The sequence below is a fragment of the Hymenobacter sp. R533113 genome, assembly GCF_056835965.1.
This window is the reverse complement of the sequence record NZ_JAKWBD010000013.1, coordinates 433,917-447,074: the sequence shown is the minus strand read 5'-3', so window position 1 is coordinate 447,074 and position 13,158 is coordinate 433,917. Positions and strand designations below refer to the sequence as shown.

Annotated in this window: 11 protein-coding genes; 1 reads left to right on the top strand and 10 read right to left on the bottom strand. The window is 55.8% G+C overall.

Annotated features, from left to right (window positions below; all coding sequences use genetic code 11):
- Positions 1 to 88: 88 nt before the first annotated feature.
- A complete protein-coding gene (locus tag MKZ35_RS10965) occupies positions 89 to 3,640 on the top strand; it encodes a hypothetical protein (protein ID WP_482513330.1) in 3,552 nt (1,183 codons plus the stop codon).
- A 6-nt stretch (positions 3,641 to 3,646) separates the two neighbouring features.
- Here MKZ35_RS10965 and MKZ35_RS10960 read toward each other — a convergent pair whose 3' ends face one another.
- The 10 genes from MKZ35_RS10960 to MKZ35_RS10915 form a co-directional block, all read right to left on the bottom strand.
- Positions 3,647 to 3,925 (bottom strand): hypothetical protein, encoded by a 279-nt coding sequence (locus tag MKZ35_RS10960; protein WP_482513329.1) that lies wholly within the window; start codon positions 3,923 to 3,925, stop codon positions 3,647 to 3,649.
- 11 nt (positions 3,926 to 3,936) lie between these two features.
- Positions 3,937 to 5,745 carry a beta-N-acetylhexosaminidase gene (locus tag MKZ35_RS10955; RefSeq protein ID WP_482513328.1) on the bottom strand — a complete coding sequence of 603 codons (1,809 nt, stop codon included), beginning with the start codon at positions 5,743 to 5,745 and terminating at the stop codon, positions 3,937 to 3,939.
- A 201-nt stretch (positions 5,746 to 5,946) separates the two neighbouring features.
- Positions 5,947 to 7,293 carry a DUF58 domain-containing protein gene (locus tag MKZ35_RS10950; RefSeq protein WP_482513327.1) on the bottom strand — a complete coding sequence of 449 codons (1,347 nt, stop codon included), beginning with the start codon at positions 7,291 to 7,293 and terminating at the stop codon, positions 5,947 to 5,949.
- Positions 7,290 to 7,841 carry an NADAR family protein gene (locus MKZ35_RS10945; protein WP_482513326.1) on the bottom strand — a complete coding sequence of 184 codons (552 nt, stop codon included), beginning with the start codon at positions 7,839 to 7,841 and terminating at the stop codon, positions 7,290 to 7,292. The genes MKZ35_RS10950 and MKZ35_RS10945 overlap by 4 nt, the downstream gene beginning before the upstream one ends.
- Positions 7,842 to 8,903 (bottom strand): AAA family ATPase, encoded by a 1,062-nt coding sequence (locus tag MKZ35_RS10940; protein WP_482513325.1) that lies wholly within the window; start codon positions 8,901 to 8,903, stop codon positions 7,842 to 7,844.
- A gap of 114 nt (positions 8,904 to 9,017) precedes the next feature.
- Positions 9,018 to 10,289, bottom strand: a complete 1,272-nt coding sequence (locus tag MKZ35_RS10935; protein ID WP_482513324.1) for a DUF4350 domain-containing protein — start codon at positions 10,287 to 10,289, stop codon at positions 9,018 to 9,020.
- Positions 10,289 to 11,011 carry a DUF4129 domain-containing protein gene (locus MKZ35_RS10930; protein ID WP_482513323.1) on the bottom strand — a complete coding sequence of 241 codons (723 nt, stop codon included), beginning with the start codon at positions 11,009 to 11,011 and terminating at the stop codon, positions 10,289 to 10,291. Before MKZ35_RS10930 ends, MKZ35_RS10935 begins: the two co-directional genes overlap by 1 nt.
- A 52-nt stretch (positions 11,012 to 11,063) precedes the next feature.
- The gene (locus tag MKZ35_RS10925; RefSeq protein ID WP_482513322.1) at positions 11,064 to 11,684 is read right to left on the bottom strand and encodes a hypothetical protein; all 621 of its coding nucleotides are present in this window, start codon (positions 11,682 to 11,684) and stop codon (positions 11,064 to 11,066) included.
- Entirely contained in the window at positions 11,627 to 12,079 is a 453-nt protein-coding gene (locus tag MKZ35_RS10920) for a hypothetical protein (protein WP_482513321.1), read from the bottom strand. The genes MKZ35_RS10925 and MKZ35_RS10920 overlap by 58 nt, the downstream gene beginning before the upstream one ends.
- 18 nt (positions 12,080 to 12,097) lie before the next feature.
- On the bottom strand, positions 12,098 to 13,051 hold the full coding sequence (locus tag MKZ35_RS10915) for a stage II sporulation protein M (protein WP_482513320.1): 954 nt from the start codon (positions 13,049 to 13,051) through the stop codon (positions 12,098 to 12,100).
- Positions 13,052 to 13,158 lie beyond the last annotated feature (107 nt).

The following is a 13,158-nucleotide window of genomic DNA, read 5'->3' as shown; positions in this document are numbered from 1 at the left end:
TAAGCCCTATTCCGGCATAGCGGCACGAATCTGGCGGCTTCGCACGTTGTGGAGCTGAAAAAAGCCCCCCGCTTGAAAAATAACTAGCATGAGTAGCAGCTTTACGCAAAGTCTTCCGCGTTTCAGCCTGCTGCTCACGTTGTTGCTGTTGGTTCAGGTAGTAGCAGCTCAGCAGATAGGGCCACCTACTACGCGCCGCTGCCGTTGGGTGCGCCTGCTGCCCAACCGCGACACGACCGATTTCTCTTTGCCCGATACCCTGACGATTGTTCCGGCGTCGGTAACGGCTAACGGGCGCTCGGTCGGCTATAATTCAAGCACAGATCAGTACCGGATTATCCGGCCGTCTAGTCGGTTTCCGGCCCCCGACCCCGGCCAGCCAGATATTGTGTTTCAGCCTACTGGGCCCGATTCCGTGCTGATCTGCTACCGGGTGCTGCCCTTGCGGCTGGCGGCGCCTGCTTCCCGCCGCTCGCGTACCCTTATTGACAGCGTCAATTTTGCCCCCCGGTCTTTTAGCTACAACGATTTTGCGGTGAAAGAGCAGATTCTGGCCACGCCGGGCATCAACAAAACGGGCAGCTTGGCGCGGGGCATTTCCTTCGGCAATACGCAGAACGTATTTGTGAACTCAGCGTTGAACTTGCAATTGGAAGGCAAGCTCACGGACCAGATCAACCTTACGGCGGCTATTTCTGACCAGAACGTGCCCTTTCAGCCCGAGGGCAATACCCAGCAGCTACAAGAGTTTGACCGGCTGTATATTACCCTCACGCATCCGCGCTGGAGCCTGACGGCCGGCGACGTAGTGCTGCGTAACCGCCCCGATTATTTCCTGCGCTTTTACAAAAACGTGCAGGGGGCAGCCGTGGAGGCCAAGCTAACCCAAGGAGTCGGCAAGCGGAGCGTGACTACCGCCGCAGCCGGCGTGGCCAAGGGCAAATTTGCCTCCATCGAGTTGCCGCCCCTGGAGAATGTGCAGGGTCCGTACCGCCTGCGCGGCACCAATGGCGAACAGTTTATCGTGGTTTTGGCTAATTCCGAGCGGGTGTACCTCGATGGCCGGCTAATGACGCGGGGCTTTGATTTTGATTATATCATCGATTACAACCAGGCAGAAGTCACGTTCTCGCCCCAGCACCTGATTACGCGCAACTCCCGTATTCGGGTCGATTTTGAGTATTCGGACTTCAACTATGCCCGCTCGCTGTTCGATCTGAGCCATTATCAGGAGCTGGGAAAGCTGAGCGTGCATCTAAACTACTACCGCGAGTCCGACAACCCAGACAACTCACCCAACCTTATTCTGAACGAAACCGACCGGGAGCTGCTGCGCAATATCGGCGACAATGTAAGTCTGGCCACGACGCCCGGTGCCGACTCGGCCGCCTACGACCGTCGCCAGGTGCAGTACCGCCGCGAAGTGCTGACGTTGCCCGATGGAGCACGCTTGTCCACCTTCGTTTATACCACCGATTCCACACGCGGTGTGTATAATGTGCGTTTCACGAGCGTGGGCCAAAGCGAAGGTGACTATATCCTGAGCACCACGGCGGAGAATATTAATGCAAACGGGCGTGTATTTCAGTACGTAGGGGCGGGGAGAGGTAATTACCGGGCTGAGCGCCGCCTGCCTACGCCTTTGCAAAAGCAGCTCGTGACGGCCGGTGCCAGCTACCGCCTCGATTCGACCGCTACCGTATTCGTAGATCTGGCCTCATCGGAGCTGGATTTAAACCGATTTTCGCCGCAGTCAGATCAAGGTCGCGCTTTTCGGGTGGGCTATGCGGTGCTCGATAAGCCTGTGCATCTGCCTTTATTGAAGCAATACAAGCTGCGCTCCACGTTAGACTATGAGTACAGCAGTCGGCAGTTTTCTCCCATCGACCGCTACCGCGATATTGAGTTTGACCGCAACTGGAGCACCAGTAGCACAGTGCAAGGCAACGCTGCTTTTCGGCCCGCCCGCGAGGATAATATCCTGAACTTCTCGGCTGGCTTGGTCAAAGACCAAAAGAATGCTTTTTCCTACCGCCTCAGTCGGCGCTATCGGGCCGGCGAAGTGAGCGGTCTGCAACATTGGCTGGATGCGGCCCAGCAAATTGGTGATGTTGAGCTGCGTGGGGGGCTTTTTTTGCTGAATTCGCAGGCGGGAGCACGCCAGTCCAACTGGGCACGGGGCGAGGCAACAGCCCGGTTTGTTCGGGGGGCAATTGTGCCAGGCTACGCCTATCGTTTCGACAAAAACCGGGTGTCGTTGCCCGATGGTACTTCGCTCACTTCAGCCAACTACTTCGACGAGCACTCCGTGTTCGTACAGAGCCGCGACAGTGCCACCACGCGCTTTCGCCTCGACTACACTTACCGCCGCGACCAGGCACCACTCAATGACGAGTTGCGCACGCGCGGCCGGGCCCAGACCTGGCAGGGCATGTTTGCGAGCCGCTTGGGCAAAACCCAGGATTTATCGGTGCTGCTCACCTACCGCGACCTGGCCGCCCGCGACAGTGCCCGCCAGCGCACCGTACTAGGTAAGCTCGACTGGAACGCGTCTTTCTTCGATAATATGTTGCGCTCAGAGCTAAGCTACAGCGTAGCTACCGGCCGCGAGCTGCGACGTGATTACTCCTTTCTGCCTGTGCCTAATGGCCAAGGGACTCACTTTTATGCGGGTGATGCCAACGCCAACAATCGGCAGGACAAGGAGGAGTTTTTTGAAGCTCAAACGCCCGATGCCCAGTATCGCACGCACATTAAGGTATTTTTGCCCACCGATGACTATATCATCGCCTTCACCAACCGCTTCAGCTACCGCCTTACCAGCAGCTTGCCCCGGCAGTGGCGCGACCAGCCGGGCATCCGTGGCTTCGCCGCCCGATTCACCAGTATCAGCACCGTATCCTTGGACCGGCGCACTACGGAGCGCGACCTAAGCTCACGCCTCAATCCCTTTGCTTTTCAGACCGAAGATGAGTTTTTGCTCTCGCTGAACAAGCTGTTGCGCAATACGCTGTATTTCAATCGGTCTAATCCCATTTTCGGGGCCGAATTCACGGTGCAGCAAACCCAGCAAAAGGCGCTACTCACGCAAGGCACTGACATTCGCAATCTGGCCAGCCAGTCGGTGTTGTTGCGGCGGACATTGGCGCAGTCGTTTACGAGCCGCCTCATCACCACCCGCAGTATTCGGGAAAACACTTCTAACTACCTTGAAACCCGCAATTTTCGGGTGCTTCTCTATGAAATAGCCCCCGAGCTGAGCTACCAGCCAAGTCCGGCCTTGCGCTTCACTGGCACCTATCTGCATGCCTCCAAACGCAACACCTTCGCTGGTCCTGATGAGAATACCCGCGGCATTTTCGACGAGCTAGGGGTAGAAACGCGCCTAAGCCAAGTGAGCAAGCGTACGCTCACGGCGGCCACACGGTACGTGCGCATTGATTTTGAAGGCAATCAAGCTTCCGTAGTAGCGCTGGAAATTCTGAATGCCTTGCGGCCCGGCAATAACCTGACCTGGAACCTGAACGTGGAGCAGCGACTAAGCAACGGCCTGAATGTGACCGTGGCCTACGACGGCCGCAAGCCCGATGGCTTGAGCGCCGTGCATACGGGCCGGATGCAGGTGTCAGTGTTGTTTTAAGACAGCTCACTTACTCTCTATCAACTTTCGCACGCTACCCACCACGGCCAACTCTGCCTGCCCGGCGGGCGCTTTGGCAACGTCGAGCTGCTTGAGGGCAGCAGTTTGCCAGGTAGCGGAAGGCGTTTCGCCCTTCTCCATTTGCCGTAGCCGCTCCAGCGCCAGCGTTGAAATGCTGCTTAGCTGCGCCGAAAGCGGCGCATATTCCTGCAAGCTGGACTGAGCCAGCAGCAACGGGCGCACGAGCGCGTCATTCAACTGCCATTGGCGCAACGGCGTGGCCAAGGTTACCGCTGCTACTTTGGCTTCCCCGTAAGAGCGGCACTGGACTGGGGGGCATTTTGGCGCAGCCGCAATAGATTTTCCACCGCTACGCCAAACTCGCGGGCCGCGTCCGATTCGGCGGGTGCGGCATCTACCAGCCGATTCAAGGGCGTCTGGGTTGTGTACTTCATGCCTTGAAAGTGACGCTTGTATTCCTTCACCGGCTCCAACACGCTAGCCAGCGTGCGAAGTGGTGCCATAGTACGACCAGCCGCTAACTGCGTCAAAAGCTTCTCCGGCGCGCTCCGATGCTGTAAGCCCAGGGTTTCAAGCAGGACAGAAATGCCCCCCAGCCGCCGGTACATATCCGGCACATCTTTCACGGTAGCCGGCGACCAGAGCCGCTCGGCAATAGCCGCCGCGCGTGGCCAGATGCGACTATCGACAATAACCGAATCAGCGAATTCTGCCCACATAGTCGCCTCACCACCTAGTATGCGCTGCTTTTCAACATCAGTAAGGGGCGCATCGGCGGGCAGCGGGTCATTTAGGTAATGAGAGGCAGCTCCGTAGTTTAAGTCGATATAATAGCCGTTGGATAGAATAGTAGCATGGCCGGCTTTGGCAGCTTCGTAAAGACCTTTGCGGCCGCGCCAGCTCTGAATAACGGCACTGGGGGGCAAACCGGGGCCAAGGATTTCGTCCCAGCCTACCATCTTCCTGCCTTGCGCCGTTACCATTTGTAGTATACGACGGTTGAAATAGGTTTGCAGCGCGTGCTTATCTGGCTGACCTTTAGCGGTCACGAAGCCCTTCTCCTTCATGAATTCCACAATGCGCGGATTGCGCCGCCACTGCCGGCCGTCGTTTTCATCGCCGCCAATGTGAAAGTATGGGTCGGGGAAAAGCGCCGTCATCTCTCCGATTAAGGTGTCAAGAAGCTGATAGGTGGTTTCCCTGGTTGGGTCCATGGCGATGTTGAGCACTCCCCAGCGCTGAGCAACGCCATAGGTGGAGTCGTTGCTGGCCAGTACCGGGTAAGCGGCGAGCCAGCTTGTCGCGTGGCCGGGCATATCGAACTCCGGGATAACCCGAATGCCACGGGCCGCGGCGTAGCCTACTACCTCTCGTACCTGTGCCTGGGTGTAATATTGCCCTTCGCTTCCTACTTCGTGGAGGCGGGGCAGCGTTTTGCTTTCCACCCGAAATCCTTGATCATCGGACAGATGCCAGTGCAACACATTGAGCTTCACCGCCGCCATGCCATCTAGGTTGCGCTTCATAACGGCTACCGGCATAAAGTGCCGGGCCGCGTCGATGAGCAGGCCCCGCCAACCGAATCGGGGCTGATCGGTGATGTCGGCCTCGGGAAAGTAGGAGTTCTTTTTCTCCTTGGCGAGCAGCTGCCGCAGGGTTTCCAGCCCCCGCAAGGCACCTAAGCTGGTCGGTGCATCCAAGGCGATGCCCGCTGGGGTCACACGCAGACTATACCGCTCTTCGTCGCCGGCCTCCATACGCCCCACACGACCATAGCGGATGGTAAGATCGGCGGCACCGGAAGAGGTAAACTCGGGAACTAAGCGCTTGCCGTCGGTTTGCTGAACCAGCCAGGTGCTCAGACGCTGGGCGGCCGCGCGCACGGCAGAGTCGGGCGCGGCGGGGACGTTAAGCTGCGTGCGCCACGTATTTTTCAACGCAAAGCGGCCTGCACCCCATTTTACCTGGGCAGGCACCGGCATTAAGTTGCGCGTTTGCGTCGAAGGCTGGGAGTAGCCGCCGTAACCGCAAAGCAGGAAAAAGCATACAAGGAAAGCAGAAGGAAAATAGAAGGGACGAGGCATACCAAAGCGGGAGCGGGTGGACGCTAAAAATACCAGGTTATTTTATCCCACCTCCATCGAGCTTCGACTTTAGACCATCGTAGAGGCGCGTCTTGGCGTCTCCGTCATTGCTGAAGTTGTTATTACTGTGCGTTTCCTCTCGTTCAACGACCACACGCAAGGTTGCGTCTCCACCTAAAAATCGTCAGCAGTTAAATCGTTTTAAATTAACCCGCGCGCTTTAAATTCCAGATAGCGGTTTAACGTATTCACCGTTAATTGGTCGGGCGGGGTGAGGAGAGCGTGAATCCCGTAACGCTGCAACTCACGTACAATCTGGCGCTTTTCCTGAGCAAATTTTTCCGCGATAGTCTGGTTATATACGTCATCAGTAGTTGCGGCAGGCGTGTCAAGAAACTGCCGAAGCTCAGTATTTTCGAAGAAAATGACCAGCAGCAAATGGTCCTTGGCCAAGCGTCGCAGGTAGGGCAACTGCCGCTGCAAGCCGCTGAGTGTCTCAAAATTGGTAAACAGCAGCAACAGGCTACGCTGCCGGATGCGCGTTTTGACATTGGTATACAGCAACTCAAAATCCGTTTCTAAGTACTTTGTGCGCTGCTTGTATAGTACCTCCAGTAGCTTCAATAAATGCCCCCCACGGCGGTCGGCGGGTACTATAGCACCAAGTCGGTCGGAGAAAGTGACAAGGCCCGCTTTATCGTGCTTGAGCATGGCAATGTTGCTCACCACCAGCGTGGCATTGATGGCATAGTCAAGTAAGCTCAAGCCCTGAAATGGCATGCGCATCACCCGGCCTTTATCAATCAGGCAATACACCTGCTGGGCGTGCTCATCCTGAAAGTGGTTGACTACCAACGTATCTGCTCCGCCGCTGGCCCGCCGTGCGGAAGCCTTCCAGTTGATGCTGTGCGGATCATCGCCGGGCACATAGGGCCGAATCTGCTCGAATTCCAGGCTATGGCCCGCTCGTCGAATACGCTTGACACCTACTTCGCTGAGTCGGTTACTGAGGGCCAGCAGCTCGTACTGGCGCATCTGCAAAAACGATGGATACACTGGTACCACATGATCTTGCCCGTAGCGAAACCGCCGCCGCACCAAACCCAGCGGAGAAGCTACAAATACATTGACGGCGCCAAAATGATACTCGCCGCGCTTCACTGGCCTAAGCTGGTAGCGAATTACCTGCGTTTCGCCCGTTTGCAGCTTTGCCCGAAACAGCACGTCACGGCGCTGGAACTGGTGTGGAGTCTCATCTATCGTCTCCGTGTTAACCGCGAAGCGGTAGTGGTTCTCAAGGTAGATGGCTACCTCATTATCGCTGCCATTAGCAAGCTTATCGCCCAACACCCGCCGACCAAACACGCGCCCTGCGCCCGCTGTGCCCGGCGCGTATAGCAGCAGGCCATCGAGCAACGCAAGGGCTGTAAGCACCGCTAGGGCTGCCTGCGCTGGTAGCAAGAGCACCGGCAGAAAAAACGCCACCACAAACCCAGTCACAATGAGTGCGAGGGCTAGAAAGAAGCGGGTAGTCAGAAACAAACTCATAAAGTGCGTAACTGGTCTCGAACTTCCATTAAAGCGAAGCCCAACAAATTGGGCCCTTGCCAACGAGCGGGATTTTCGGCATCAACTGCATCCGCCGCCAAACCAATGCCCCAAATCGTATCAACCGGACTTGCTTCAACTAGCACTCGGTCGTTGGTAGCGAGTAAGAAGTTTGCTAATGGTTTGCTCTGACTAAATTTTTGAAAGTTGCCAGTTTTGACAATTTGATATTTATTCGCCTCCCATACCTCAGGCACGAAGCCCTGAATTTCGCGCCCGATTTTCTTAGCTTCAGCTGGACTAGGAGCGGCCAGAATACGTGTCAGTGCTTCATCATCAGAAAATAGGCGGGCTTTTTCAGCCATCATCCAGTGCTCCGTTGAACGATATATAACTCCTGCTGCTTCAAAGTCCATCAACCACCACTGACTGAGACAAGATTTAGTAATGTTGCCTTCTTTGTTGGGTTGATGACCCCAGAAAAAAAGGTACTTAACGCGCTGGCCTTGCGCAAGCTGGTTGAGTAGCCAAGCAGTTGAATAGTGCATCTACCGCGGGACCTCAATTTGCTGCATAATCTGCTTCACGACCTCATCCGGGGTGCCACCTTCCATCTCGCGCTCGGGGGTGAGCTGGATACGATGGCGCAAAACAGGAGCAGCAAGGAACTGGACATCCTCGGGCGTCACGAAGTCGCGGCCACGCAGGGCCGCCAATGCTTTGGCGCCGTTGAGCAGGGCCAGCGAAGCGCGAGGCGAAGCACCCAGGTAGAGGGCTTTGTGCGCACGAGTCTGACCGACGAGGCGGGCGATATAGTCGAGAAGCTTCGGCTCCACGTGCTGCTGGCGCACCTGCCGCCGCAGCTGCGCAATGTCGGGGGCGGAAAGCACTGGCTGAACCGCTTCCAATGGTGTGCCGCCAAACCCCGCGTGATGCCCCTGCAGAATGGCCACTTCCTGCTCCAGAGTAGGATAACCAACACTGATTTTAAACAGAAAACGGTCGAGCTGGGCTTCGGGCAAACGATAGGTGCCTTCCTGCTCAATCGGGTTTTGAGTGGCTAGTACCAAAAACGGCTCCTGCATGGGATACGTGATGCCATCTTGGGTGATGTGGTGCTCTTCCATCACCTCAAACAGCGCCGCTTGGGTCTTGGCTGGGGCACGATTGATCTCGTCAATGAGCACGACGCTGGCGAAAATGGGACCAGGACGAAATTCGAATTCAGCCTTATTCGGGCGAAAAACGGAAGTGCCCAGTACATCCGAAGGCATCAGGTCGGGAGTAAACTGCAGACGGCTGAAAGGCACATCGAGGGTGCGGGCAAGTAGCTTAGCAGTGAGCGTTTTGGCCACACCGGGCATACCTTCCAGCAGCACATGCCCATCGGCCAGAAGGGCGGTAAGCAGCAGCTCCACCACCGCCTCCTGCCCCACGATAACCTTACCCAGCTCCCGGCGGACAGCTTCAGCGCTGGTGCTCAGGTGGCTGAAGTCGCTGCGGGGGGCAAATACTGGCGTTGGCTCAACCGATGGGAGGGTAGCGGGGGGCAAATTTTCTGCTGGTGCCGGAGCGGCACTAGGCGTCGGGGAGAACGATTCTGATTCCATGAAAGGATTTGGGAGAACAGGTAGAGGCGAAGCTTGGCTAGGCTTTTAACAGGATAAGCTCCTACGTGGCTAGGTAGTTATAGACCTTAATTCGTTGATTATCTGGCAACATACCTACCGGCTCATCCGCCGAAACTCGCTAATGGCATGACTCAGTTGAAGTAATTGCTGATCTGACACTTGGGGAGCGGTCCGAGTAAAGTTAATCAGGCGCAGTAGCTTGTCGACGCCCTCGCGCGGCACCCCGGATTTATGAGTCAGACGGTCCCTGAAATGCTCGTCGTTGAGGTCTAACTCGGGCTCGTGAAAGCGGGTGCGCAGGTACTCCAAAAACAAGTTTATTTTCTTGTCTGCCAGCCGGGTATGGTCGTTGCCCTGACGGTAAAGCGCGGCTATAGTGCGAGTGAAAAGGAGCGTGGTATTGGGTAAAGGCTTGAGGATGGGGATAATGCGTTGGCGACGCTTCGCTTCAAAAAAGATAAATAACAAACTACCCAGACACGTCAGGTAAAAGGCCGCACGCAACGCCGGATAGCGGAGCAGCACGCCCAGCAAGGCTTTGCCACCTAAGCGGCCCTGCTTTTGGTACTCATCCCACCAAGCTGGCTGCGATGCAGGCAAATAAGAGAGGCTGGTAAAGGCAAAATCACTGGTCTGCGGCCTCAGCACAAAGACATTCGTAAACGCAATGGGTACCGAACACAGGTAAAAATGCCCCCCACCATGCGCTACGCGCACCAGCACCGGGCGTCGCCGCTCATCACTGGCCAGCACGGTTGCCCCAGGCGGCAGGCTATCGGCTACGAACCGAGTAGCCGCCATGGGGTCAGGGTAGCGAAAGCGGTGAAGTGGCGCTAAGTCCGGTGCATGAAAACGCAACGTCACGGAGTCGGGCCGTACGGCAATAGAGTCAGATTCGCTGTTTGTACTGAAATGGGGGCGAAAGCTTAGCGCTTCGGCGGTGTCAAAACGCAGGGTATCGCGAAGGTTGCGGTCAAATTCTTCGGCCGCAATAAATACATCGTTGCCCTGGGCCACAAAGCGCAGGAGCGCGTGCAAATCCAGCGAATCGAGGCGAAAAGTGGGCTGAATGAACACGTAGGAAACCGCCGCGCTGGCGTTTGCCTTCCGCGGATCCGTCTCAGATTGCTCTTTCTGCCAGGTAGTTAGCTGGTTAAATATGGGCTCACGTATCGTCTGCACGGAGTCGCGCAGCAATTCGGGCAATAAGTCGTAGAGGGCGTAAGTGCCGTAGGGAATCTTGTCGCGATTAATAAACGTCTGGGTGCGGTCCGCTGGCTTAGGTCGGTAGTAATCCACGGCTATGTACGCGCCAAACAGAACGACAAGCCCCAACAGATACAGTTGAAATTGACGATTTTTCATCAGGCCACGTGCTGAGGTACTTGCGTAATCAGACCAAGCTGCGCGGCGCGTACCTCAGCGTAATGAGCCGAGGTCAGCTCCCACTCCCCATACCACGCGTACTCAAACTGTCTGGCTACCGTAATAAAAGCGGGTCGTAAGGTACTGGGGGGCATTTCTGCTATATAATCCGCGTTGGTTTTTTCCGGTCGCCAGGCAAGCAGGCCGCGGTCGGTGAGCTGCTTGAGTACACTCAGAAAACCCAGGCGCACGGCCAGGCGGTAGTTGCCCGCTTCTTCAGCGGCGGCCAACCGGGCCATGAAGTCGGGCGCGTAAATATCGTCTGCCTCCGCAGTATAAGTAAGGTTGGCCCGACGGGGTGCCCGGCCGAAAGCGCCCGTTATATCAACTTGCAGCAGGCGCAGCACAATGAACACAAATGCTGCTAAAAAGCCGCCGTAGATAACATAGCGCCAGCCGTGTTTATAAGCAGGAGTTTGGTACCAGCTGCTTATCCAGCGCAGAAAGCGCCGCCACAGCGATTGGCTGGTATCGGCAGCGGGTGCTTCTTCCTGATACTGTAGCTCACGCTGCTGTCGTAACGCTTGCAGGCGCGCCGGAGCCGGTCGCCGTACCTGCACACGACTATCAGCGGTATCCAATGGCGGGAGCGGGCGCGGCGTTGCCAAGAGTGGCCGCAGCACCAACAGACTCAACAGCAAGAAGATAGTCCGAAGCGACAAGGAGCAGAAGTAAACGAATGGAGTTGAAAATCAGTGAAATTTGCCCCCAGCGCTAGTATTCGCCCTCCTCATCGGCGCGGTAGCGGTCGGCGGCCACGGGCTGAGCTGGAGCTGCCACGGCCGGCTGCCCGATGCGGCCCACCAGCGTCCGTAAGCCTTCGCCTTCTTTGCGCTCCACCAGGTTGAAATACTGAAAAGCGATAGCCAGAAATAACAACGGGTATAGCATCATAAGCGCCATTGAGCTTACCGTGTTTACGGCCACCACGAGCAGCTCATTGGGCAATGTAGCTCCTGGGGTGAGCATAGACGTTATATTTAGGAACGATTGGGGAATGAAAAATACGATAGCCATCATTCCAATGATCAGGAGCATGACCATAATCAGCCCAAACGTAGACCACCATTTGCCCCATACAAGGTAGAAGCACCGGCGCAACGTGGCAAAAAAGCTAAGCTCCTCTCGCACCCAAATAATGTGAAATAGGCTTAAGCTGAACATTACGTAGAAGGCAGCCAGGTAAGCTATAGGTAAAAGCAAACCAGCCATCGGCCCCAAAATGGATACTAAGCCGAATACTCCTATAGTCGGTAAAGTCGCTGCTATCATCACTATCACCAGGCCAAGAGTAGCGAGCAGGGTACCGAAAATCGGCGGCGCACGAGCGCCCATACATCCGACGCTTCGATATCAGCAGCTGGATCAGCTTTCGATAAAGTAAGCGTCATGTAGCCGTAAGTAGTCAGAATAAGCAGCACTAAAGTTAAAAGGCTGCCTAGTATGGCCATTAAATACTCTGGGCTGCCTATAAAGTCTGCTATCGGGGCAATAGACGCGCTTCCCGTTTTAGCAGCAGTTTTTACCTGCTGCATGTACAGTTGCAAGCGCGACTGCATCAGCCCAGTGCCAATACCGGTAAGCAAGGCCGCCGGCAGCACGATATAAAGCATGCACTTGCCAAAGGGCCGAAAATGGGCGCGCACGAAGTCAAAAGATGCTTCGATTTTTTGGCCGAAATCGCGCTCCTTCAGGAAGTCGGCTGGTTGAGTAAAGGCAAGGCGGGACATACTAGAGAAGATAAAAAGTTAGCTAACACGGTTGGCTTGTCGATATAACCACCACGGATATACCACGAAGTAGCCCAGAATAAATGCTAGTGAACCGCCAATGATAAGCAGGCTCAGCGCCAATGGCATCTCGGTATGGCGTGTCACGAAGCTTTCCAGAAAGCCGGCCACTACAAAAATCGGGACCAAGCCCAGGGCCAGCTTCAGGCCGTCGCGGGCACCTTGACGGAAGGAATCAGCGCGTGCGTAAGTACCCGGAAACAATAGGCTGTTGCCCATCACGAAGCCCGCTCCACCAGCCAGCACAATGGCCGAAATTTCCAGGGTGCCGTGAATCCAGATAGTAAGCACTGACTGCGCGCCGACGCCCTGAGCAAAAAAGAAATACTGGAAAGCGCCCAGCATCACCCCGTTCGTAAACAGTGACCAAGCCGTACCAAAGGAAAGTAGCGCGCCCATGGCAAACGTGCGTAGGGCCACGAAAATGTTATTGCTGGTAATCATCAAAAACATCTCGGTTTGACCCATACCCTTGTACACGGCCATTGGGTCGCCGCGGTGGATGTTATTGAGGGTCTGATTCACGTACTGGTCACCCAGAATCACGCGCACAAACGTGTCGTCATAAGCCGCCGACAAGGTTCCGATAGCTGCTGAAAGGCAAAAGAGGGCAAGGGCCCAAAGTAGCGGCCGATGCGAGCGAGCCACCAATAAGGGTAGCTCAAAGCGCCAAAACCGGCCAAAACGGCCCGTATTCTCCTTTTTGTTTTTATATAACGACTGGTGTAGCTTGCCGGTCAGCTCATTCAGGTACTGCGTGGTCGTGGAATTGGGGTAGAAAGTGCGCGCGTACGATAAATCGTCGGTTAGCTCTACGAACCGTGCCGCCAGCTCATCCGGATCGGTGGTAGGCTGACTGGTGTAGCGCTGCCACTTCTGGGTATTTTGCCGCAAAAAAACCGCTTCACGCATACCGGTTAGAGGGCAAGTAAAGAGAAGTTAAGATAGTTGGAAGCAGCAACACTCGGCGGCAGACACTCTGGCAAATATATTGGTTATCATGAGGGAGCCGTAGTGAC